This window comes from Yeosuana aromativorans (assembly GCF_014646655.1).
Classification (GTDB): Bacteria; Bacteroidota; Bacteroidia; order Flavobacteriales; family Flavobacteriaceae; genus Yeosuana; species Yeosuana aromativorans.
Genome location: NZ_BMNR01000001.1, coordinates 139229 through 165164 on the forward strand (window position 1 = coordinate 139229; position 25936 = coordinate 165164).

The 25936-nt window shown below is 36.3% G+C and carries 15 protein-coding genes; all 15 read right to left on the reverse strand.

What is annotated here, in order from left to right:
* Nucleotide 1: 1 nt before the first annotated feature.
* Nucleotides 2-892 (reverse strand): sugar phosphate isomerase/epimerase family protein, encoded by an 891-nt coding sequence (locus IEW94_RS00540; protein WP_188649313.1) that lies wholly within the window; start codon nt 890-892, stop codon nt 2-4.
* Nucleotides 893-906: 14 nt separating this feature from the next.
* Nucleotides 907-2370: a T9SS type A sorting domain-containing protein gene (locus IEW94_RS00545; protein WP_188649314.1), complete on the reverse strand. Its 1464-nt coding sequence runs from the start codon at nt 2368-2370 to the stop codon at nt 907-909.
* A 90-nt stretch (nt 2371-2460) separates the two neighbouring features.
* A complete protein-coding gene (locus tag IEW94_RS00550; RefSeq protein WP_188649315.1) occupies nt 2461-3867 on the reverse strand; it encodes a sulfatase in 1407 nt (468 codons plus the stop codon).
* A 75-nt stretch (nt 3868-3942) separates the two neighbouring features.
* The gene (locus IEW94_RS00555; protein WP_188649316.1) at nt 3943-5622 is read right to left on the reverse strand and encodes a sulfatase family protein; all 1680 of its coding nucleotides are present in this window, start codon (nt 5620-5622) and stop codon (nt 3943-3945) included.
* Between the two features lie 24 nt (nt 5623-5646).
* On the reverse strand, nt 5647-6279 hold the full coding sequence (locus IEW94_RS00560) for a COG3650 family protein (RefSeq protein WP_188649317.1): 633 nt from the start codon (nt 6277-6279) through the stop codon (nt 5647-5649).
* Between the two features lie 81 nt (nt 6280-6360).
* A complete protein-coding gene (locus tag IEW94_RS00565) occupies nt 6361-7203 on the reverse strand; it encodes an alpha/beta hydrolase (RefSeq protein ID WP_229669409.1) in 843 nt (280 codons plus the stop codon).
* Between the two features lie 12 nt (nt 7204-7215).
* The gene (locus IEW94_RS00570) at nt 7216-8640 is read right to left on the reverse strand and encodes a sulfatase (protein WP_188649318.1); all 1425 of its coding nucleotides are present in this window, start codon (nt 8638-8640) and stop codon (nt 7216-7218) included.
* Entirely contained in the window at nt 8640-9755 is a 1116-nt protein-coding gene (locus IEW94_RS00575; RefSeq protein WP_188649319.1) for an endo-1,4-beta-xylanase, read from the reverse strand. Before IEW94_RS00575 ends, IEW94_RS00570 begins: the two co-directional genes overlap by 1 nt.
* Nucleotides 9755-11281: a sulfatase-like hydrolase/transferase gene (locus IEW94_RS00580; RefSeq protein WP_188649320.1), complete on the reverse strand. Its 1527-nt coding sequence runs from the start codon at nt 11279-11281 to the stop codon at nt 9755-9757. Before IEW94_RS00580 ends, IEW94_RS00575 begins: the two co-directional genes overlap by 1 nt.
* 99 nt (nt 11282-11380) lie before the next feature.
* Entirely contained in the window at nt 11381-12961 is a 1581-nt protein-coding gene (locus tag IEW94_RS00585; RefSeq protein WP_188649321.1) for a sulfatase, read from the reverse strand.
* A 7-nt stretch (nt 12962-12968) separates the two neighbouring features.
* Nucleotides 12969-14600, reverse strand: coding sequence for a sulfatase family protein (locus tag IEW94_RS00590; protein WP_188649322.1), 1632 nt, complete (start codon nt 14598-14600; stop codon nt 12969-12971).
* A gap of 2 nt (nt 14601-14602) precedes the next feature.
* Complete coding sequence (locus tag IEW94_RS00595; RefSeq protein ID WP_188649323.1) at nt 14603-16960, reverse strand: glycoside hydrolase family 3 N-terminal domain-containing protein; 2358 nt, start codon at nt 16958-16960, stop codon at nt 14603-14605.
* A gap of 5 nt (nt 16961-16965) precedes the next feature.
* Nucleotides 16966-18639 carry a RagB/SusD family nutrient uptake outer membrane protein gene (locus IEW94_RS00600; RefSeq protein WP_188649324.1) on the reverse strand — a complete coding sequence of 558 codons (1674 nt, stop codon included), beginning with the start codon at nt 18637-18639 and terminating at the stop codon, nt 16966-16968.
* Between the two features lie 10 nt (nt 18640-18649).
* Nucleotides 18650-21817: a SusC/RagA family TonB-linked outer membrane protein gene (locus IEW94_RS00605; RefSeq protein WP_188649325.1), complete on the reverse strand. Its 3168-nt coding sequence runs from the start codon at nt 21815-21817 to the stop codon at nt 18650-18652.
* A 195-nt stretch (nt 21818-22012) separates the two neighbouring features.
* Nucleotides 22013-25918, reverse strand: a complete 3906-nt coding sequence (locus IEW94_RS00610; RefSeq protein WP_188649326.1) for a hybrid sensor histidine kinase/response regulator transcription factor — start codon at nt 25916-25918, stop codon at nt 22013-22015.
* Nucleotides 25919-25936 lie beyond the last annotated feature (18 nt).

Sequence of the window (25936 nt, forward strand, 5' to 3'; positions counted from 1 at the left end):
ATTAATTGTTTAAAGGAAATAAGTGTTGCAAGCCTTGGAGGTTTTCTGGTAAGATCACTTCTGGATCACCACCTTTTACATGGCCTAGAATACCAAACGGCCCTGTGTATTTTAAGTCCAACAATTGTTGGATCATGTCTTTTTCTAAATTACCTTGACCAATAGTGATAATTTTAGGGCCTTCTTTTTTCATGCCATTTAGGTTAACGCACCATAAATAAGGCAAAAGCATTTTTATGTTTTCTGAATAATTTTGTAAATCGTCATGGGCATGGTGGAAATTAAAGACAACCCCAATATTCTCGTTTGGAAGTGCTTTAACGATCTTGAACAGGTTTTCTGGCTTTCCAAACCAACCGCCATGATTGTACAGGGCTATTTTACATCCTAATGCCTGCGCTCTCTTTGATAGGAAGGAAACCATTTCAACAGATTGTTTTAAGGATTCAGCCTCTGATAAATCCTCAAAATAAGTAGGCTCAAAACCCACCCAAATTTGAGTGTGCAAGCCAACCGCTTTTAAGTTTTTAAACACCGCTTCGCTTTCGGGTTTTAAAGCCTGTGGACGGTCCCTTCTTAAATTAACAAACAGCCAAACGGCATCAATCTTGATATCGTTGTCTTTGGCCAATTGCCACTCAAGCCCCATAGTTGGCACATGTTTTGGGCGGTTTCCATAAGCATACCTTTTTAAACCTAAACGTTTTAGCATATCAATACGCTGTTGGGGTGTGCGCTCCTTAACATCAAAACCAACTATGGACCATGGAATGAGATTACTTTTTCTGAAAGCATAAAAATTTTCATGTTTTGTAGCCTGGGTTTGCTTTACCTTACAAGCATTGTACATTAGCGCACAGAAACATACCAATAAAATTTTTAATACTCTCATTTATAAATTTAACCTTACTGTTTTATTATTCTTTTTATCTGAACAAATGCTTCGCTCTTTATCTTTACGATATACATCCCAGAAGGAATAGCTTCTAAATGCATTGTAGTTTTTGGACCAGTTAGAGGCGTTTTTTGGACCAATCTTCCTAAGTTATCAAATAGTTCAATGGTTCCATTTTGTATGCTGGATTGTCCAATACTAACAGTCAACAATTCCTTTGTTGGATTGGGATATAATAAAACCGTCTGATTTTCTTTATCATCTATTGATAATGTCATATCCAAAAATTCCACATTGGATTGTGTTGACTCATTAAAAGAGCGATCCTTAGCCGTTACATAATAATTGTAAGACGCATTGGTAACCGTATTGTCCACAAAGCTATTGGTTCTAATTTCTGAGCCTATGACGGTATAAGGGCCTCCGTTTACTGAACGATATACCGTATAGGTATCAAAAGCAGGGTCGGTTGAGGCATCCCAATTTAACAGCACGCTTCCTGTTTGATCCGTAGCAGTTAAATTTGCCAGCGCATTGGGTGCCGTGCTGTCTAATGTTGTATAAAAGTAATCATTGTTAAGTATCGATTCGCCTTCATAAACTTCATAACCAGCAGAAATAGACTTTATCCATAAAATGCCCACTGCCACTTTTAAATCGGCTAAGGTCCTTTCATCTGTGGTCAACGGTACATAATCCAAATAATTTTTGGTACAGTCTATGAACTGTTTTAAGGAATGGTCTAAATAAGGAATGGGCTTACTGTTATCTATAGGAATAAATTTAATATGAACTTTATCATTTTTATCATAATTTGGGTCACCAACCGGATAATCAAAAAACTTATAGCGGACAGCCCAGCTGTAAGCAACACCATTCAAATACACTGTAAACGGTTTTATTGCACCGCCTGGTGTTTCCCTTGCAAAATACCAATATCTGCCACCAGGGTTACTTAAATCGGTCAAGTCATCTTGTTGGTAACTTACATTTTGAATAACCAAATCGTAATCCCGCGCTGCCGGATCTGGTGCTGATGTTTTTGTTCCTCCATCAAAAATCACGTTAATGGTAGCCCACCACTTATCTGTGGAATCACCAGCATTTGATTGGGATGTTTTCCAATTGATTCGAAGCTCATCTGTTAAATCTTGTATCTGTATGGGCAGTCCGCATGCATTTACATCGCCGGAATAATACGTTCCATTAATTTTAAAACCTCCCACAGTTCCACTGGGGTAACCATCAAAGCTGGTTCCTCCCTGATTGGTATAGTGTATACTAAAAGCAGCCCCATTTACATCTACTTGTGAAGGATCGTAAGTCATTGGGGAACCATCATTGTACAATGGGTTGGTCAATCCAAAATTGTGGTTGGGCTTAATTAAGGTATTGTAACTTGTGACTGTTGTTTGAGCAAAAACAAAACTAGTTGAAGCTACTAATGCAATGGCAATAAAGTAAATGGTTCTCAAAATCGGTTAATTTAAGTTTGACTTGCAAATTAAATTCTATAAAAGAGAATTCATGGTATAAAAACTATCAGAATACGTTCAATTTTGCTTTTAATCCCCTTCAATATTGTGTTTAAAGGCATTGTGCAAGATTGTTTTTAATTGTTTCACGATAGCTTCATATTCCGGGTGGTCAACCACATTAACATTTTCTTCCTTATCCACTCTATGGTCGTACAACATAGATGTTATGGTTGAATTATCCTCGGCTTTGATAAATTCGGTATAACTAAAGTTGGATGTTTTTAAGGTAAACCCATTGCCTTTTTTAATCAGAACATATCGATTTCCTTGCTCCTTTTCATCATGTAATACCGGTACCAAACTTATACCGTCCAATTGATTTTTGGGGATTTGCAAGCCACACAACTGAGCTAGTGTAGGATAGATATCCACCAATTCAACCAGCTCATCCCGGGTACCATGTGCTTCTGAAAACGGATTGTAAATAATTAAAGGCACCTGTGTAGATGTGTTGTAGTTGGTAAACTTTGCCCATTGGGTATGCTCTTCTAAATTATAACCATGGTCAGATACCAGTACCACGATTGTGTTCTTATCCAAGCCTTGCTGTTTTAATTCATCTAAAATCTTTCCTATTAAGGTATCTACATAAGTTACCGTGGCATAATACCCATGGATCAAACTAATGGCCAAACTATCGGACACTTGCCCTTTTTTAGGGATATTGGAATAGGCGCGCATTTCGGGCCAATTGCTAATGCTCATTAAAGGTGCATCCTTGGGAATATAATTATAGTTTTCTGGTTGTTTTATGTCTTTTTTATCATATAGGTCCCAATATTTCTTGGGGCTATTAAATGGCAAATGGGTGCTAATGAATCCTGCAGTTAAAAAGAATGGTTTCTTGGACATTTTTAGTTTCTTGATATCCCGAATTACTTTTTGTGCCACCAAACCGTCAATATAAACTGAGTCTGCCACATCAGCATTTTCGTAAGCCGGTCCTGTACCGGTGGCTTTATATTCAGCAATATTTTTTGGTATATGATAATCTTTCCAAAGGGATTGCCAATAATCCGTTGGCGACAAGCCCAAGTCATTTTTATCAAATGCATAAGGCCGCCAAATGTCATCCCAGTCGGATTCCCTATCATCTAAATGATGATAAATTTTCCCGTTGGAAATGGTAGTATAGCCATTCTCTTTAAATAACTGAGGCAGGGTTATAGCATTGGGTGTTTCCTTTTCAACAAAGGTATCGTAATTTAAAAATCGGTTTTTATTAGGTAACATGCCCGTTAACATACTGGCCCGTGAAGCACCACAAACCGGCACATTGCAATAGGCATTGGTGAACTTAATACCTTTTGAGGCCAACGCATCAATGCTTGGTGAGATGATTTTAGTTTTTCCATAGATTGCCAATTCCGGACGCAAATCATCCATATATAGTAACAGCACATTCGGTTTTGCTACGGAATTGTTATATTCCACTGTTTTTTTGCAAGAAAAAAACAGTGGAATAACAAAAAGTATATAAATTATTTTTATTGATTTCACTTGTTTAGATTATAAAGGTTTAACCAATATGTCACTTTCCTTATAACCAATACGTTGCGCCCTAGTATATATGTATTTGCCTTTTTCTACTGGGACAGGTTCAACATATAATTGCCAATGGCTGTCAAGATCCAATTGTTCATCAGGTTTATCTGAAATATAATATGCAATTGAGGCCCCTTCCGTTTTTGATGTTAGGGTAACTTTACCGTCTTTTTCTTGTACGGTAGCCTTGGCCGTAACCGGCTGTTGATAGTTGGGCCACATCATGTCAATAAGCTGACTCTCGGGCATTTGTCCCATATCGGCACGTCCCTCATAATGGTCTATAAATGCCGTGCGCATGTTGCTTAATACATCTGCATATTTTGGATCATCGGCTAAATTATTCAAATTAAACGGGTCAACGCTACAGTCATATAACTCCTCTTTGGTCTTGGTTTCAAACCAACTATGCTGCACTTCGTTGAGCTTCCCTTCTTTTTCCAATTCCAAGAAATTGCTCATCATGGGTATTTGTTTTCTGTAACTTACATCTTTGTATTTGGGTAATTCTGGAAAGTAATTGCGCAGATACAAAAACTGTTTATTCCTAACCGAACGTATCCTATCGGAATATTCATCGAAACGATCGGAACTTCCAAACACATAATCTCTTTTTTGAGTGTCGAATTCCCCTCTAAACGGTTTGCCTTCCATATAGCTTGGCGGTTTTATACCTGCCAAACTTAATACCGTCGCACCCAAATCGACATACGAAATCAAGCGATCGGTTCGTCCTTTGGTTTTACTGTTAATGTCTTTAATAATAAAAGGCGTTTTTAGGCCCACATCATAAATCTCCCGTTTTTCACGTGGTAACGGGCCACCATGGTCACTGTAAAAGAACACAATGGTATTATCGTAAAGACCATCTGCCTTTAATTGATCAAGAATCTTGCCCACTTTGGCATCCATCATTTCAATATTGCTGTAATTTCGGGCTACCATATGACGCGAAGCGGCATTATCTGGAAAATATGGTGGTACTGGCACGCTATCAGGATTTACGGTCAATGGCAAATCCTCATGCTTCCAAAGTTTACTTTCATGGGTATCATCAATATTAAACACCGAAAAGAACGGTTTACCTTTAGGCCTATTTCTCCAATGTGCTTTTGCATTATTTTCGTCCCAAGCTGTTATGGGTGCTGCAAACTGGTAATCGGTTTTTTGGTTATTGGTGCAATAGTAGCCTGCTGCACGTAAATATTCGGTAAAACATTTAACCTCTTCGGGAATGACGGCCGAATATTGACGGATGGGTTTTCCGGTAATATCTTTCCAACCCTGTTCCTCACTATTTTTGTAGGTTCTGTTTCCCCAAGACTGAATGTCTTGACCAGTTCGCATATGCATGGTACCAATGGTTGTAGGATACATACTAGTAATTATTGCTGAACGGCTTGGCGCACAAACCCCAACCACGGCAAAGGAATTATCATAAATCAAACTTTCTTTTGCCAGCTTATCTAAATTGGGGGTTTTTGCTGTGCTATCACCATAAAAAGACAAGGTCGGACTGATGTCTTCACAGACAATCCATAGAATGTTTGGTTTTGGATTTTGCTTTACTGGTGTGCTCTTTTCTTTTGACTGGCATGAAAAAAGCGCTATTGTTAAGGTTAATGTTGTTAAAAAATACTTCATTTGATTAGAAAATATAAATGGTTATTAGAATGTGTAAGTCTTTGAAGGGCTATAATTATCATCAAAGAGCAATAAATCGTGGCCTGATGGTGCGTAATCCACCGGTTTCACTACCGATGGGTTATTAGGATAGGTTTTACCATTATTCACCAGTTTCACAAACTTGTCTCCGAACCTTACCAAAATGGTATTCCATCCGTTTTCTACTTCTTTTTGGATGTAAAGTGGCGTACGAGTGACCGTAAATTTGGTGATTGGTTTTAAATCGTTGCTCAAAAGCAGTAAAGTACAGCCTCCTGTACCACAAAAATAACTTGAGAAAAAGTTAACGAACACCTCATTTTTGCCATCGCTGTTCAAATCGATTTCGGCCAATTGGAATTTTTTATCATTGTCCATTAAAATATCATAATCGGATTTCAAATAGTCATTTTTAAGAAAATCTGCTATGTTTTTGACCAAGGCATCGTTTACCGTAAACGGCATGTAATGGGCATTGGCAGAATCTGTTTCTGGAGTATTTTTTGAAGTCGGTTCTTGAGATGTTTCATTAACTGAACCAGCAGGTTCTTCACTTGCCTTTTCATTGGATTTTGATGTATCCTTACATGAAAAAGCAAACTGGGCAAACACGAGCAGAACTAATAACTTTTTCATTTTACTTAGATTTTAAAAGTTTAGAATTTCATTGATTTAACTTGTTAGTTAATTTCATCCTTTTTATTCAAATTGCCCATATTAAATTGTAGGCTTTCCATCAATATACCCAAGCAATTTTAAAAACCGATCTGTTTTCCTTAAAGTGTCTATAAAATAGTCACCTTTATTAAAAAAACTGTGTTCTGCTCCTTCATACAAGAACAAATCGCATCTACTCCCTATCGCTTTCATTTTCTTTTCATAAGCCTTTGATGATGCCACGGGTGTGGTTTTATCTTTAGTCCCAAAAAACACAATGGTTGGTGGAGCGCCCTTATTGATATTGTGCAATGGTGAAATCTCTTTGTACCTACCGTTCATTCTCGCAAACCCAAAACCATTTTGACTGTTATCATAAACAGGATTAAACAGTACCAAAGCATTAGGTTTAGAACTGATGCTTAAATCCTCATTCGGGCCTTCCAACCCTTCAATGTTTCCACATGCCGCCGCCAAATGCCCTCCTGCCGAACCTCCTCCAGCAGCAATCATATTTGGATTTATACATAATTCCTTGGCATGTTTTCTAACATATCTAATAGCCGATTTGGCATCTTCAACAGCGTCAAAGGGTGTGGTGCCATGTACATTTTTAACTCTGTAATCGGCAGATATTGCTATCATGCCCCGAGAGGACAAATATCTGGATTGCCTTTGAAAGGCTTTATAATTTCCATTATTCCATCCGCCCCCATGAAAAAAAACAATGCAATTGTATGTTTTATTAGTATTAAAATTTTGAGGTTTATAAATATGCAAGTTTAATTTAATTGTATCAATGGATTTGTAGACTATTGCTTCTGGTATGATGTCCGGTATGGATGATTGAGCATTTAATGTATATCCCAAAATACTTATCCAAAATATTAAAAATGCTCTCATAATATGTTTTTATTAAAATGTAGTCTTCCAATCGTTAAGCACTTTTAACATCTCTTGGGCTAGTTTTGGTTTTTCATTGATTAAATTATGGGTTTCAGAAGGATCTTCTTTAATATTATACAATTCAGTCCTTCCTTCAACATACCAGTTTATCAATTTATAATCACCTTTGCGAATAGCTGATGATTTGGTGTCTCCAGTATTGGTAGGCCTAGCATTTGGTGAATGCCAAAAAACCGTTCTGTCTTGCCAATGTTCTTGATTTTTTAAAATTGGTAAGAAACTTTTTCCATCGGTATCGAGTTTTTTGCCCGAGGTAATGTCAGAAAGGGTAGGAAAAACATCCATTAACATAACAAGTGACTTGTTTTCATCGCGTGGCTGAAAATGATCGTTCCACTTCACAAATAGTGGAACCTTAATACCTCCATCATACAACCAGCCTTTTCCAGCTCGCAATGGGTAGTTTGAGGTTGCCAAGTCCCTTTTCTTGGTTCCATCATTAGAAAGCCCACCATGGTCTGATGAAAAGAAAATTATGGTGTTTTCCGAAATACCTTCATCTTTTAACAATTGTAATAAGCGCCCAACATTTTCATCCATATTCTCTACCATGGCCGCATAGGTGGCATTGTTCTGGCGCATTTTTGTACGTCCGGTGCCTTCTAAAATATATTCTGGCTGATCACCAAAGTCAAACGCATCAATTTCCTTTTGGTTGCGTTTAATATCAGCTTCTTTGGCTTCAAGAGGTTGATGTACAGCATAAAACGCCAACATGGTCATAAACGGTTTTGACTTGTCCCTGTTCTTAATGTATTTGATGACTTGATCAGTCAACACATCTGTTAGGTAATCACCTTTTTTTCCAATAGAATCCAAGTCCTTAATAGGTGCTTTTTTATTGATCCCTTTATGCTTTGGTGTGTTAAAAGGGTAGATATAACTAATAGGCGATCCGGCATGACCAGCAGCCAAACTATAATCGAACCCAAAGTCTTTTGGGTCTTCTCCCAAATGCCATTTACCAAAATAGGCTGTTTGATAACCAGCATTATGGATTTGCTTAATATAATTTTTGGAATCCGGAACATCTGTCATTTCAAAACCATCATCAGGCACATCACCATCCTTTATTGGGTATCCTGCCGTTAGCATGGCATACCTTGAAGGCACACAACGTGGGTAATTGGCATAAGCGTTATTAAACCTAACAGATTCGCTTGCCAATTGGTCCACATGAGGCGTTTGATAGATTTTTGAGCCTGTTAAGCTTAAATCGTGATATCCTAAATCATCTATGTGAATAATTAAAATGTTGGGTTTTTGTGAGTTAGATTGCTCTTTAGTTATTTTATTTCCTTTACAGGAAACAAAAAGTATACACAGAAAAAAAACAAGAGCTTTATACTGTTGTATTTGTTTTAAAAATTTCATTAATGACTTGCTTTTAGTGCCCTTTGAATACTAAAATAGGCAGGTGTAGGTTTAAATTTTTTATTGTAAATGGACTGAAAGTCTCCTGTCCCTTTTTTGTGTCTTACACTTAAATCCCAAAGGTTTAAAGTTACCTCGCCTTGTTTGCTTTTCTCAATTAAAAGATTGACTATTTTATCATATAGTTTCTTTTGGTTTTCACGCTCTGGCTTTAACTCTTTTTTAAATTCATCCTTAACGAGATAGTCCAGTTCTGTTACATGAAATGCCAGATCGTGAGCATGTGCCCAATCAATCAGATCAGACATTTTTTGGATGGTAGCATCCATATTGTCTATAAAATCCTTTCGTTTAGCTCCCAGTAAAATATGGCCCTGCCATCCAATACCATCTACACGGTAACCTTTACTTCTAACGTAAAGAACTGTTTCTTTGACCTTATCCCACAGCTTGTCTTCCATGCCTGCATTTTGATTATAAACCAATTTGAGATTTGGGGCATATTTGGTCGCTATTTCAAAGGCTTTCAAGATATAGAGCGGATATCCATTTTCATCATACCCCATATTTATCCATGGGTTTTCCCATTGGTGAACACCTTCTTTTGGACCAAACCAACTACCATCGGGCAAAATGGTTTCGTTCACTACATCCATGTATTTTATGGAAGGCTCTACATTGAACCTTTGTGAAATAGCCGTAACATATTCTTCCATATTTTGTGTCAGCTCTTCTGCTGTTCTATGGTCTGCTTTGGCCCATTTTGAGGCTTGTGGACTAACCGGGGCATGCATGCGAACGGTAAGGTGATTTTTGTTTGCAAAATCAATAAAATCGTTTATTTTGTCCCAATTCCATTTACCAGGCTCAGGGTGTATAGCGCTCTGTTTGGCTGCATTAGCAGGTGTTAGGTACTTAAAGTCTTTTAGGAAAAGGCGTTCCTTTTTGGTTCCCAGTTCCTCATAGTTTAATGTAGCACCTACTAATAGTGAAGGAAATGATGCTCTGTTTGATTGTTTATCAATGGTATTGCTGTTATTTTCGGACAGTTCATTTTGCGAAACCCCAAAAAAAGCAAAAGCAAAAAACAATATGCAAAACACCTTCAATCTCATTATTCGCTATCTTCTTGATTATCCATGGCTTTAGCCTTCATTTTTTCCGCCTTTCTTTCAGCTTTTCTTTCGGCTTTTTTTGCTTCTTTTTTAGGATTGGGCTTCTCAAATTCAATATTATCGCCTCCTGCCTTGTGATTGGCTTTCATCTTAACATGTCTTTCCTTTTTGAATTTTTCAAGCATGGCAAGCATGGATTGCGTTTTTTCAGGCATTTGCTTGGAAAGGTCGTTTTTTTCTGAAATGTCTTCAGCAACATTATAAAGCTCAACTTTCCCACTTTCCACAAATTGAAGCAACTTGTAATCTCCTATGCGTATAGCTGAAGTCTTATCATCACCAGTTTGAAGGGGACGAGCCTTGTATGAATTCCAATAAACGGTTCGGTCTTTCAGGCTGCTTTTTTTATAAATTTCATCTTTCACACTAACACCGTCTATACCAGTTATTTTTTTATTCAATGCTATATCAACTATGGTAGGAAATACATCCATACCTAAAACAATTGATTCTTTGTCCACTCCAGATGATGTTTCGTGAGGGAGTTTGAATATCAATGGTACTTTTATACCGCCTTCGTAAATCCAACCTTTTCCAGCTCTAAGCGGGGCATTAGAGGTTGGTATTAATCGATGGTTAGGTCCTCTTGTGGAAAGGCCACCATGATCAGAAGTCAATACAATCAGCGTGTTGTCATACAGTCCTTCATCCTTTAACGTTTTAATCAACTTTCCAATATTTTCATCTACGCTTTCAACCAAGGCAGCATAAGGCGGATAATCTTGTTTCATTCGTGTATCCCCATTTCCTTCTTTGATATACTCTGGGCCATCACCAAAATCAACATGTTTCATTTGCTCTTCGTTTCTTTTGATATCGACTTCCTTTGCTTCTATTGGTGTATGAACAGCGTAATAAGCAAGCACTCCCATAAATGGTTTATCCTTATTATCCTTAATGTATTCTATAGTCCTTTTGGTCAGCACATCGGTAAGGTAATCACCAGGTTTTGCATAGTCTTCAACATCTTCAATAGGAGCTTTTTCGCCTTTAGCACCAGCTACTCGTTTTTTATTGAAAGGATAAAATCGGGCATCGGTTCCACCAGCCTCTCCAGCGGCAAATGAAGAGGTGAAACCCATGCCTTTGGGACTATCAGCTTCAGATCCTAAATGCCATTTTCCAACGTAGAATGAATAATATCCCGCCTTTGAAAACTGTTTTGGAAAGTTTTGATCTTCTGGAGTTGAACCAGGATGTCCTTTGCTTTCTTCCAACGGATAGGTACCTGTCATAATTCCATATCTAGATGGCACACAACGCGGATAGCTGGCATAAGCATTTTGGAACACAAATCCGTTTTGTGACAAATTATCCACATTGGGTGTGTTATACATTTGAGAACCATTAATACTTAAATCATGGTACCCCCAATCATCTACGATGATGAATAATACGTTTGGTTTGTTTTGTGAAAAAACAAAAGTTGAAAAACCAAGCATTAATGCAAATATGATATTTTTCATTTTTTTTAAATTTTTGTTCTGAATATTTGACCGTTAAATCGCTTAATAGTTTATTGATAGAAATGTTAAAATTATTAGCATTCCATTATCTCCTATCCATTAATGATTTTTTGGATCAGTCAAATGTGCTTTAAGTTTCGCTTTTAATTGAGTTACTACTGCTTTGTATTTTGGATCATCAACCCAGTTTTTGGTTTCCAAAGGGTCATCTTGATAATCGTATAACTCCCGTCCAATGATATTCTCATCTTTATACGGTTTGTAGCTTCTATAATCATTGTCATGCCATTCTGTATAACGGTATCTATCCGTTCTAATGGAATATCCCATGCGCTTTCCACGGGCATATTGATGAAAAGCGGCATCGGCCGTCATTGTTGTTGCAGCATTACCATCTATTAGTGGCACCAATGATTTTCCTTCGGTTTGAGAACTTGGAGCAACTCCCGCCAAATCGAAGAGCGTTGGGAACAAATCCAAAAGTTCTACCGGGTTATCCACTTTTATATCTTTGGCAACTCCTGGTCCAGCCCACATAAATGGAAAATGGGCCGCTTGTTCAAAATTGGAATGCTTGCACCATTCGGTATGGTCACCCAAATGCCAACCATGGTCACCCCAAAGCACTATAATTGTATTATCCAAAATACCTTTAGCTTCCAGTGCATCTAAGAGTTTTCCTAGTTGTGCATCAATGTATGATACAGCAGCCATATAGCCATGTACCAATTCTCTCTGCTTATCCAGGTCAATAATATCGCCAATATCATAATTGTCGTCTATATCTGAAAAAGCTCTTAGCTCACCGTAGTTTTGATAAGCAATCCTTGGTGTGCCTTCTGCCAATTGTTGAAATTCAGCCAGTTTTACCTTACTCCTATCATATAAATCCCAATATTTTTTGGGTGCTATAAAAGGAAGGTGTGGTTTTTGAAATCCTACGGCCAAAAACCAAGGTTTATCACCATTCATTAGTATGTCAAGTTTCCTTAAGGCCTCTTTGGTATAAATACCATCTTGGTAAGCTTCATCTGATACATCCGCACATTCGGTACTTGGTTTAAGTCTTTTGAAAACATAATTTCTCAACTTTCCTCCTTTGATCCCTTTTGCTTCGGCTTCATCTATCAAAGCTTGCATTTTCTTTTTGGTATCAGGATTTTGATAGTACTCAAACATGGGTGCCCCATATTTAGGGTCAAAATTATCTGGTTGAATCCAAGGAATGCTCCAGCTTTTAGCGTCATGTCCAGGCGATGACGATCCTTTGTGAAAAATCTTACCAATTCCTGTGGTTTCATAGCCTTGAGAAATCATGTACTCTGGCATTGAAACCAAATCTGGGGCAGATTCCCTAAAATTGGTGTGTAAGTCCCAAACTTTGGTTCTATCGGGATAAGTACCTGTCATCACACTTGCTCTTGAAGGACCACAAACAGCATATTGAACTTGGGCATTGGTAAAGGTAACGCCCATCTTGGCCAAACGGTCAAAATTAGGTGTTATCATTTCTGGATGACCATAGTTGGACAATAATGGCTTTAAATCATCAACGGCAATAAAAAGAATGTTCTTTTTTTGATTTGTCCCAGATGTTTTTGAGACCGTTGCTACTTGTTGGCTCTTACAAGTAAATACAGCCAAACAAAGAAAACCGAATATTATTTTATTTAATTTCATTTCTATTTTATTGGTTTAATATATCTCTAACAGAAGTCTCATCATCCTTTTTGTCAACAATCGCTCCAAAATCAGTATCCGTAATGGTTCTGAAATCTGCAAGGGATTTATTATCATCATATTTAACCATAAGGTCTTTGAGTTGTGATTTTAAATCTTGAATAACATTGGTATATTGTGGATCATTTATGATGTTGTTCATTTCGTGTGGATCCTTTTCTAAATCATATAATTCCCAAACATCAATGTTATAGTAAAAATGTGCCAAGGTGTATTTTTGAGTCCTGATACCATAGTGTGGTTGTACATGGTGCCAATAAGGGAATTCGTAATAATGATAGTACATGGCCTGTTGCCAATCTTTCGGGGTCTTACCTGCCAGAATGGATTTGAAGCTATCACCCTGCATTTTTTGGTTGGTCTTAATATTGGCCAAATCCAATAACGTAGGTGCAAAATCAATATTGGTTATAATGTCCTTGTTAACGGTTCCTGGTTTTACCAGTTTAGGATATTTAACCATAAATGGCATGCGCAACGATTCTTCGTAAATAAATCGTTTGTCAAAAAATCCATGATCTCCCAAATAAAATCCTTGGTCTGAAGTTAATACAATGACCGTATTATCGGTTAACCCATTTTTGTCCAGATAGTCCAATACTCTACCGATGTTGTCATCAACGGATTTTACACAGGCCAAATAATCTTTAATATATCGTTGGTAACGCCATTTTTTACCTTCTTCATTGGTCATTCCTTCTGGTTGAACCAATTCTCCTGGTTTAGCTCCATAAAATGCCCATTTTAATTTTTCAGCACCTTTTAAATCAGCAGGTTCTTCTAGTTTCATATCACGACGGGATAAATAATCCATCGTCATTTCTGTATCACCTGCCGTAAGCTCACGGCCTTTGTAGTCGTCATTAAACGTAGCAGGGTAAGGCATTTCTATGTCATCCCAAAGTGTTTCATACTTATGGTCTGGTTCCCATGGTCTATGAGGTGCCTTGTACTGCAAAACCATTAAAAAAGGAGCATCTTTTTTTCGGCCTGTTTCTAACCAGTTTAAAGCAAAATTTGTGCTTAAATTAGTGGAATATCCTTTTTCTTTAACATCCACTCCATTTTCATTGTAAACAGGATCCCAATAATGACCTTGTTGTCCTGCCGAATTATGGTATTTAAACACATCAAAACCTTTGGGTTCTGTTCCTAGATGCCATTTACCAAACATACTTGTTTGATAACCATTCTTTTGGAATTCTTGTGGAAAAGTCCATTGTGATGCATCAAATTTACCACCGCTTTCGTTTTTGTAATAACCATTTTTATTGCTGTAATTACCAGTCAGTATAGCCGCCCTACTAGGCCCACATATTGCATTTGTGCATAGAACATCTTGAAAAAGCATACCGTTTTTTGCAATCCTATCAATATTGGGGGTTGGAGCAATGTCCTTATAAATACCTCCATAAGCACTAATGGCTTGTGTGGTTAGGTCATCTGCCATAATATATATAATATTAGGACGCTTTGTTTCTGTAATAGACGAATCGGCCAACGTTTGGTCTTTAGTGTGTTCTTTACAAGAAAGTACTACTAATGCACAGGCAATAATAAGGTTAACTTTTCTAAGCATTTTTATTTGTTTTTATCTAATATAATCTCATTATCAACTGAGATTGTTGTTTTCATTAAGTCTTTGTCAGCAGAAGAACTGCCTGTCATGATTGTAAAGGTTCCGGGTTCTACAACAAAATTGAAATCTTTGTCATAGAAGGCTAGACTTTCTGCTGATATAGGGATTGTTACTGTTTTCGTTTCACCTGCTTTAACAGCTACACGCTTATACCCTTTAAGTTCTTTTACAGGTCTTGTATAAGAACTAACGTCATCTCTTATATAAAGCTGTACAACTTCAGTACCATCCATTTTTCCTGTATTGGTCACATCAACAGAAACATTTATTGTGTCATCTTTACCCACAAACTTTGCTTTGGAAAGTTTAGGCTCTGACAACTTGAATTCTGTATAACTCAACCCAAATCCGAATGGGTGTAGTGGCACCTTTTTCTCGGTATTGTATTTGTGTATATATGCTGTTGGTTTGTGATTATATACCATTTGTAATTGACCAACCGATCTAGGAATGGTCAATGGTAGTTTTCCACTTGGGTTTAAGTCACCAAAAATAGCTTCTGCAACAGCTTGACCTCCAAAAGACCCGGGCTCGTAAGCATAAACAACCGCTTTGGCTCGTTCTTCTAAGCTAGGCTCAGCAATTGGACTTCCGCTAACATACACAACAATAACGGGTTTACCATTTGCAAGTACTTTATTGGCAAGATCCATTTGTTTTCCCGAAAGTCTTAATGTGGCACGATCTATATTTTCACCAGTTGTTTTATTCGGCCAATCATAACGAAACGAATTTTCACCTAATACCAATATGGTAATATCAGCTTTTTTGGCTAATTGAGCGGCTTTATCAATATCGGCATCTTTCATCTTTTTGGAACGATCACCCGCATTAAAATAAGATACGTTGTAACCCTTTTGTTCTCCTAAAGCTTTTAGCCCTTGGTAGACTGTCGTTACGTTTTCGGCTGGTTGTTGATAAACCCAATCGCCCATAATGGTTTCATTGTTTGCATTTGGTCCTGTTACAAAAATGGATTTTTTACCACCTTGTAACGGTAAAATATCATTGTTCTTTAACAATGTAATGGCCTCTCTTGCTTGAGCTAAAGCCGTTTCTTGGTGTGCTTTAGAAAAATTGACTTCATTAGCTTTTTTAACATCCACGTACGGATTCTCAAAAAGCCCCAATCTAAATTTCGCTTCTAAAATTTTACTACATGCATCGTTTACACGAGACTCATCCACCTTACCTTCTTTTACCAACTCTATCAAAAGTTTGTCAAAAACTGGACCATGCATATTCATATCCATTCCTGCATTTACAGAAAACTCAATGGCTTGCTTGAAGTCTTTAGCCACATGATGCCACAATGCAATTCGGGATATATCATTCCAGTCACTTACATAAAACCCTTTAAAACCCCATCGATCTCTCATTAAATCGGTCATCATAAATTCATCCATATGTCCTGGCATACCGGCAACTTCATTATGTGCTGTCATAATGGAAAACACATTAGCTTCTTGTACGGCACGGCGATATGGTGGCAAGAAAATCTCAAATATCGTGCGTTTAGATACATCGGTTGGAGCCGCATTCAAACCATTAACAGAAGAACTTCCAGCAATTAGATGTTTGGCACAAGCAACCACATGGTCAGGACCAGATAAGTCTTTCGATTGCAATCCTGTAATGGCCGCAACCCCCATATTACCAACTAAATAAGGATCTTCTCCAAACGTTTCACCTGTTCGCCCCCAACGTGGATCTCTTAAAACATCAATGTTTGGAGCAAAAGTCCAGTGCATGCCATTAGCCCTCATTTCTTGAGCCGTCTGTGCACTGCCTTCTTTTATCAAGGCATCATCAAAAGTTGCAGCTTGAGAAATTGGAGAAGGATAAATGGTCGAACCATTGACCAAACCATTACCATGAATGGCATCAATCCCTATTAACAGCGGAATCTTTAAAGGGGACTTCAACGCTAAACTTTGAAGATAATTGGCTTCTTCAGGAGTTACCACATGAAGAAAGGAACCGATTTTCCCTTCCGTGGTCAAACGGGCAATATCTTCAGGCCTCATTCCTGGATAAAAGCCCAACGCATCGTTTTTTTCTAATTCCTCTGGAGAAATTTCACTTTCGGCCGCCTTCATGTGCTCTAAGCCTACATATTGACACATTTGATGGACTTTATCCTCAAGAGTCATGCGAGACATTAAATCTGTTACTCTATCATTAACTGATGCTGAAGAATCAAGATATATTGGATTTCCAAATTCTGTTTTTTTGTGTTCATTGCAAGAAACTAAAAACATTACCGGCACTAAAACAAGCATGAATAAACTACACCTCATAAGTCTTATTCGTTTATCAAATTATTACCCGATAACTCAGCTAAAGGGATTGGAAGTGTCATTTGTGTTTCTATATTAGAAAATATAAAATCTTTATTTCCTTCAGATGAATAAAAGCTGACCGCTGCATTATGATGGTCTATTTCATTTTGGAAATAATCCAAACCGCGTCTTCTCATATCAAACCATTCATGCCCTTCACCATTTAGTTCATACTGACGTTCTTTCATGATGCGGTAACGGAATTCTTCTTGAGTAGGCACACTGGTAGCGTCCCAATCGGCCGGTTGCAATGTGGTTCCAGTAGCGGTGGTTCTGGCTCTTTTTAATACCTTGTTCACATAAGTGTATGCAGATGATGGACCATTAATTTCGTTTTCAACTTCAGCTCTCAATAACAAGACCTCAGCGTAACGAAGCAAAATAATATTTTTAATGGTTGTTGTGCCATCATAGGTTAAGTCCTTATATTTGGCAAGACCTGGATAGGCTTGATTTCCCTTATTAATTCTTGGAAACAAATTTTGATTTTTACCGTTTACAGTGCTTGTATAATTGTTATAAAGATAGGTTTCGTTTATTCTAGGATCTGCCACAGCATCATCTAAAGTAATGACGTCTGAAGCTTTACCTGCAGTAATAAAATCTTGCCCTGTGTAATCATTTCCAGAATATTGGATAATATGGTCACTAAACATTTCTTTGTTTGGTCTTATGCGTCCAAAAGTATTTGCTCCATCGGGTATAATTCCTGGATAACCTTTAAGCACTACGTCTCTAATAATATCATTTGTTCTTACCGCTCCTGTATGCCCATATTGCAGTTCAAAAATAGATTCAGATGTGTTTCTGCTGTCTTGTGTCCATAAATCGGCAAAGGTTGGTGTTAACTCATATCCGCCATTGTTTATAACAAAATCCAGTTCCTTTTTTGCTTCTTCCCAAAAATTAGAAATACTAGTTACGGTTATTTCAGATTCTGTAACAGTATTAAAACCTGAAGGTAGAGATGTTGCATCATTAGTCCCAGCCAATGTAACATATACTTTTGCCAAATAGGCATTAGCAGCGTATTTTAGTGGTCTGCCCGCAATATATTCACCTCTGTCGGGTAATAAGTCAGCCGCTTTTTTAAGGTCTGAAATAATTAAGTTATACAGTTCTTCTTTTGAACTTTTAGCGATATGAATATCATCTTTTGTTGTTGGTGTTAATCTTATGGGTACTTCACCAAAAATACGCACCAAATCAAAATACACCACTCCTCTTAAAAAGTAAGCTTGTCCAAGTGTAGTATTCTCGTTGGCCAAGCCACTCCCTTCAGCATTTACAATTACTATGTTAATTTGATTGATGGTTTGCCATATACCGCGCCATAATTTATCTAAATTGATATTGGTATTGGCTGCAACTAACTGGTTGGCATCATCATTTGCCCCTTGGGAGGAATTGTATTTACCGGAATGAGGCCATAACAACAAACGTGTTCTTGAACCATAATAATCATAACCTTGTAATTGGGCATACATACCATTTACAGCCGTTTCTGTACCTTCTTCAGTAGAAAATACTTGTACCTCTGAATATTTATTTTCAAAATTGTCAACTAATTGTTCATTACAACTTAAAAAAGCTGTGATAACCATGAATAATCCTAATATTTTATTTCTATTTTTCATTGTGCTTCTTTTAAAATGTAACATTTAATCCAACTGTGAATGTTCTTTGATTAGGAAATGATCCCCAATCTATTCCGATACGTAACGGATCATAAGCAAAACTGTTTACTTCTGGATCAAAACCGGGATAATCTGTTAACAGCCATAAATTTTGTCCAGATAGGGTTACCTTCATCGAATCAAAAAACTTAGTGTCCTTCACAGGAATGTTATATGCTAACGACACATAACTTAGTCTTAAAAAACTTCCATTGGCTACCATTCTATCATTAAAATCCGTAGTATAATTAGCTCCATAGCCACCTACACCTACATTTGGATAATTACCAGTAGGATTGTTTACTGCATCAAACGCATCATAGTATGCAGCAGATAACACATTTCTGGTACTGTTGTTGGCATAACCAGACTCTAAAAAGTTTCCAACGGCTATATTGTTTCCATAAACACCATTAAACATGGCGCTCAACGAAAAACCTTTAAAATCAAATGAGGTGCCAAATCCAAAGGTGAAATCAGGATTTGGATTTCCTATAATGGTTTTGTCATCATCGTTAATAACTCCATCCCCATTTTGGTCAACAAAGTAAACATCACCTACTCTTAAATCTGCTACACCGTATTTTAATGGATCACCTGTAGGAGTGTCAGTCAACTCCGCATCTGTTCTAATAATACCTTTGGTTTCATATCCATAGAATAAACCAGCTTCTTTACCTTGAATAAAAATATTGGCAGGTTGTTTAAAATAGGTACCTCCTGATACATTATTTCCAAAAAAGCCGACTTGCTCACCCAAAGTTCCAAATGTAGTTGGTTGAACTTGGCCTAAATTTGTGATTTTGTTTTTGTTAAATGAAATATTCCCAAACAGATTCCAGTTAAAATTTTCATTTTTAATAATATCAGCATTCAATGAAATTTCCAACCCTTTATTTTCTAAATCACCTTGATTGGCTATGATGTAGTCAAAACCAGCTGTAGGCCCTAAAGCTACTTTTAGTAATAAGTCTGAACTTGTTTTTTTGTATACATCAACAGTTCCTGAAAGCCTGTCTTTGAAAAGACCAAAATCAATACCTGCATTGTATTGGATGGCTGTTTCCCATTTTAAGTCTGGATTTGCAAGATTTAATGGCACCACAGCTACTAAACTGCCCCCAGATGCATCTGATAGTGCAGCCTCTGTAGCTCCAAACGGTGTAAGATAACTGTAAGGTGGAATGTTTTGATTACCAACTTCACCATAACCCAATCGTACTTTTAAATCTGAAAACAACTTCTGATTTTTTAAGAATGGTTCTTCAGTCGCTTTCCATGCAAATGAAAAGGCTGGAAAATAACCCCATTGGTTTCCTTTAGCAAATTTGCTACTACCATCGGCCCTAAATGTTCCTGTAAATAAATATCTATTATACAGTGTATAATTTAAACGCCCAATAAATGATATAATGGTCGGAAATTCACTATCAATAATCAAGGGTGTGTAGGTAGACCCATAAGATATCCCATCTGCTCGCAATGATTTATCAGCAAAATTGGCAGCAGAATAACGGCTTGTTTTTAGACTGGTTTTATCTATCAAAGCACCAATAGTTGCATTAATCCTATTGTTTTTGTTAAATGATTTTCTGTACATTAATGTATTATCAACATTGTATCTAAATCTGTTTAAAGTACTAATACCTGCCAATCCATTAGGATCTCTACCTTTAAGCAAGGCTGTTCCATACCAAAAACTCCTTTCTTTTCTTCTATAATCTCCACCAAATCTAAATCGGTATGTCAATGCTTTTGATAATTTATAATCCATGGTTAATGACCCTAACAGACGTACTTCTTTACCTTTATCATCATAATCTGTTGTCCAAGCTCTTGGCCCATCAACAGCCTCATCAGTAGAACTAGGATCAGGGTTATTATCTGCAAAATTGACTATTGGAGCGGCTAAAAGCACTTGTCTAACCATACCGCCATTAATACCTCCATTTTCATCTGTTCCTTTTGAAGAAGACAAGTCTGTATATGTTGTAGCTATTTTTGTATTAATTTTTACTCTATCTGTTAAATCTTGATTAAGATTTAAATTAAAATCAACTGATTTTGCAAGTGCATTAGGAATGGTTCCTTTATTGCTAATCATTCCTCCAGAAATATAATAACTGCCATTATCTCCTCCTCCAGAAGCAGATATTCTGTTTTTTTTGATCATTGAGTTTTGATACGTATCTTTTGCCCAATTAATCCCTTGAACCCTATCTGTGGTTCCAGAATAATAGATCTCACCATTAGGATTTATATCAAAAGCTGGTTCTTGACCAAGAGTCGCTTTCATATCGTTTTGATAATTGGCATAGCCATTAACATCCAAAACATCAATATTTCTAACAACACTACCGGTAGTTAATGATGAAGTGAAATTAAATTTTGCCTTTCCTTTTTTACCTTTTTTAGTAGTAATAATTATGACACCATTAGCAGCTCTTGATCCATAAATTGCTGTAGCAGATGCATCTTTTAAAACCTCAATACTTTCAATGTCCTCTGGATTTACACCTGAAACACCTCCTCCTTGAGGTGCTGAATAACCTGACAACGGATTATTAACATCTTCAGCCGCTGTATCCATAATAATACCATCAACAACATATAAAGGTTCAGAATTAGCAGTAAGACTGCTTGTTCCTCTAATTTTTATTGACATTGATGAACCTGGCTCTGATCCATTAGAGCTAACCTGAACTCCAGCCGCTCTTCCTCTTATAATATCTTGAATATTACTAGATTGTTCAGCAGCTTCTTGTGTAGGCTTGATAGATGTGACAGCACCTGTTAAATCCTTTTTGTTGACAGAACCGTAACCAATAACAACCACTTCATCTAACTCTTGTTGATTTGCTTCTAAAACTACAGCAACAGTTTTTTGGTTTGTAATTACAACTTCTTTAGTGATGTAGCCAAGATAGCTAACTACTAACGTAGCAGGAGATTTATCAATTTCTATGCTAAATTTCCCATCGAAATCGGTCACAGCGCCTTTCGTGGTTCCTTTAATTATAATTGAAGCTCCTGGCAAGGGCATATTATTACTGTCTGTAACAGTTCCTTCTAATGTTTTTTGCGCCAATAAAACAAAAGGGCATAATAATAAAATTAATAACAGCTTAATGTGTTTCATTTTTTAGAGTGAGTTTAATTTGTTTAGTATGATATGTAATTTGTTGTTGCTAAATTATCCAATACCATCATCAAACAGGTTAAAAAAACTATCAAAAAGGGTTTGGAAATTGTCAAAAACAATAGAAACATTGTACAGTTCCTGTTTATTTGACCATATTTAAAGTTTATTAGCTTTAAAAAGAACAGCTCAATTTTATTGTTCCTTTTTGAGGCTCTCCAAAAAAGCACTCGGCGTTATATCATAGAATTTTTTGAAGGAAGTACTAAAGTATTTGGGATTTGAAAAACCAGAATGATATGCAATTTCCTTGATACTATACTCTCCTTCTATGAGAAGTTTTTTGGCGAGTTTTAATTTTGTGTGTATAATAAAATCCTGAGGAGATAAATCTACTAGATTTTTGAGCTTCATGTAAAGTGATGTCCTGCTCATATTGAAACTGTTTGACAAATCATGTACTGAAAAAGATTCGTTCTCAATATTTTTTATAATAGTCTCTTCAAGGTTTTGTAAAAATTCTTGATCATGTTTATTTCTATGAACGGTAGCATTGTCTGCATCATTGTCATGAACGTATTTCTCCCGTAGTTTTTTCTGCCATTTCAATGTATTGACAATTTTAGCAAATAAAAACTTCATGTCAATTGGCTTTTCAATATACTCTGATATCCCGGTTTCAATACTTTCTAGCTTTTGAGCTGAGTTTTGCAATACAGTGAGCATAAAAACCGGAATATGATTGAGGTTGATATCGTTTTTCAATATCCGTGACATTTGCATACCGTCCATTTCAGGCATGATAAGGTCTGTTAAAATGATGTCAGGGAAAATTTGCGACGCTGTTTCCAGACCTTCTTTCCCATTACTGGCCTCAAAAATCTGAAAATAAACGCCCAGTGTTTTCACCAACAAGTCCCTAAGCTCATCGTTATCTTCAACAATCAGTATTTTACTGTCACTAAACTCTTCTATTTCAGTTTGGTCCTCCAATAAATCATTATGCTCAACCGTATTTTGTAACGAATCTATTTTTTTATTGTACTCATATTTTAAATTTTTCAATATCACGGTAAAGGTAGTTCCCTTGTTTTCTTCACTTTTGAAACTAATGGAACCACCTGTTTTTTCAAGTAATTTTTTAACCATCATTAAGCCCAGTCCAGTCCCTGGCCTTTGACTATTAATAACATTTCGTGCTCTGTAGTACCTGTTCAAGATAAATTTTTGCTGGTCTTTAGGTATTCCCAGCCCTTCATCAGCAATTTCAATTTTTAATTCTTTTAAAGAGGTTTTAGTTAAGTTGATTGTGATTTTTCCGTTCTTGAAAGAATATTTTATGGCATTGGATATTAAATTAAGAAAGATTTTATCAAAAATATCCTTATCAAAATAAAAGGATGGTTCATCCCAATTATTGTTTATAATAACTTCTAAATTATTTTCTTTTGTGAGCGGTTCAAAATTATTGACTCTTCGCTTGATATGCTTATCTAAGTCTATCTGTGAAACATCTATTGATAAATTATCACTGGATGTGACTGTTTGAAAGTGCAACATCTGCTCAAAAAGGGAATTTATACGTTTTACAGTGTTTTTTATCCGCTTTTTAGAATCCTCTCCTGAACCCTCATTATCTGTTATATTATCCAATGAAGAAATTAAAATGGTCAGCGGTGTTTTTATTTCATGGGTAATGTTATTGAAGAAATCTATCTGCTCATCTGCATTTTTTTTCTTGATAATGACACTTGTGAAATGAATGATTGCAATCACAATTCCTATCAATGCCAAAAAATAAATGACATAAGCCTTATCTGTAGCCCACCAAGGAGATAGTACCTTGATGTTTAATTGTCGTTCCTCACCAGGTTCAGAAAATTTGTTGTAGGCCTTAACCCTAAAAACATACTCTCCTGGGCTTAAATTGGTATAGGTAGCAAAATTAATATGGCTAGGTGTTGACCATTGTTCATCAAAACCTTCAAGTTTATATTGGTATTTTATTTTTGAAGAAGAACTGTGCAAAATACCCGTGAAACCAATTTCAATAGAATTTTCATTATGTTTTAAAGTAATGGACTTTGTTTCATTGATGTGCTTGAACAGTGGCCTTTCTCCTGGTTTTACAGCTTTGTTAAAAAGTTTGAACTCATCAAAAACCAATTTTGGTTTAAAACTTTCTCCTTTTATATTATAAGGATTGAAAATTGTAACACCATCTACCCCTCCAAAAGCAAATAAACTATCACCAAGCTTAGCATAACTCCCATAATTAAACTCCGTACTTGTTAAACCATCCCTTTTATCAAAAACATTTATAATTGTGTCTTCTTTGGTGGTTTGAATATTAACCAAGCCTTTGGTGGTACTAGCCCAAAAATTTGAATCAGAAACAGCAATGACCCCTTGTACAATATCTGAAGGCATTCCCGAATTGATTTTGAGTTTTTTTACACTTTTATCATTAGGGTTATAAAAAATAACACCTTCACCATTAGTTCCCAGAACCAACATGTTGTTCTGGATCTCAATAACTGAATTGATTGTTGAGTAGGCCAGAGTATTTTTATTGGGACTTAGAGCATCTATAAGCTCAAAATGCTTTGTTTTATCATTAATAGAGTAAACACCATATCTTCCTGCTGCCAATATGTTGCCCGATTGTATTTGGCTTATAGATTTAATTTGCTGAATTGGATATGTTTCAACCTCATTTGTTTTGGTAATTTTAGTTAAATAGCCGTCAATGCCACCATACCAAATATTGGAGTTGTTATCTTTGAATATAGTATATACTTTTTGAGGCATGTTATCTTTTTGAACCAGTGACTTAAATTGGGTACTTTTTAATGTATTAATGTTGATTTTAAAAATCCCATCGTTGTAGGTGCCTACCCACATATATTCATCACTAGGCTCTAAGGCCAATACTATTTCCCCAGAGGTATCATTTGTTTTATCAAAACTTGGTATGTGTGTCCATTTATTGGATTTCTTGCTCCAAATACTGACCCCTTTTTTAGTTCCAAACCATAAATTGCCATTGCTATCTTTTGCCAATGACCTTGTAAAATTGGCTACAAGACTGTTTTTGTCATTGAGTCTGTGCTGTATTTTTTGAAACGGAAAACCATTTGAATCAAAATAATTAACACCGCCTCCATAGGTGGCAATCCATACTATGTTCTCTTTTCCTAATACAATATCATAAATTCCATTACTGGATAAGGAATATTGGTCATTTGCATCTTCTACATAATGATCCAAGATAGAAAATGAATTGTCCAATTTATATAAACCATCTCCATCTGTTCCCAAATACAGTGTATTGGAGTCTTTTTTAATAACATCGGTTATTGGATTTTTTTCATCAAAATTTATTAAAAACCCTTGTTTGAAATTTAAATCTGTCTTGTATAATTCCCCTGTTTTAGTACCAATTACCACGTAATCGTTTATGGGACCTATAAAGCTAATGTTGCTTGGTTTTGAACTTAATGGTATTTCATTTAAAATATCATTCTGTGTGTTATATACAAAAAGACCTTTTGAAGTTCCAAATAGGATTTTTCTTTTATAAGGAAATAGTGCCTGAATATTTTGGTTGCTCAAAACCCTGACGAGTTTACTTTGGTTATCATTTAAGCCATACTTCCATAAGCCATTAAATCCACCAATCCAAACATTACCAGAATCATCTTCACTTATACAGGTTATCAAGGAAGGGTTGATATCGGCATCAGAACTAACAATTTTAAAAAGATCTAGGTTTTCATCATAAACACAGACCCCTTTTTCAAGTCCAATCCAAATATGTCCTTTAGAATCTATGAAAATTTTAGTGACCCGGTTACTTACCTCTTCTGGTAGTCCATTATAGGAGTTGTAAACTTTATAAAACTTTGAATTGTGCTTTAATACCCCTTCTTCCGAAGCAACCCATATATTTCCAATACTATCTTGAGCAATAGCATACGTAATGCTTTGAGTGGAAACATTCTCCCCTACCAATTGCTTAAACTCAATTTGGTTTTGAGATAAAATAAATTGAGATAGCAGAAAAAAAACGCTAAAGAATATGGATGCTTTAATCTTCAATCTATAAATTTGTTTCTT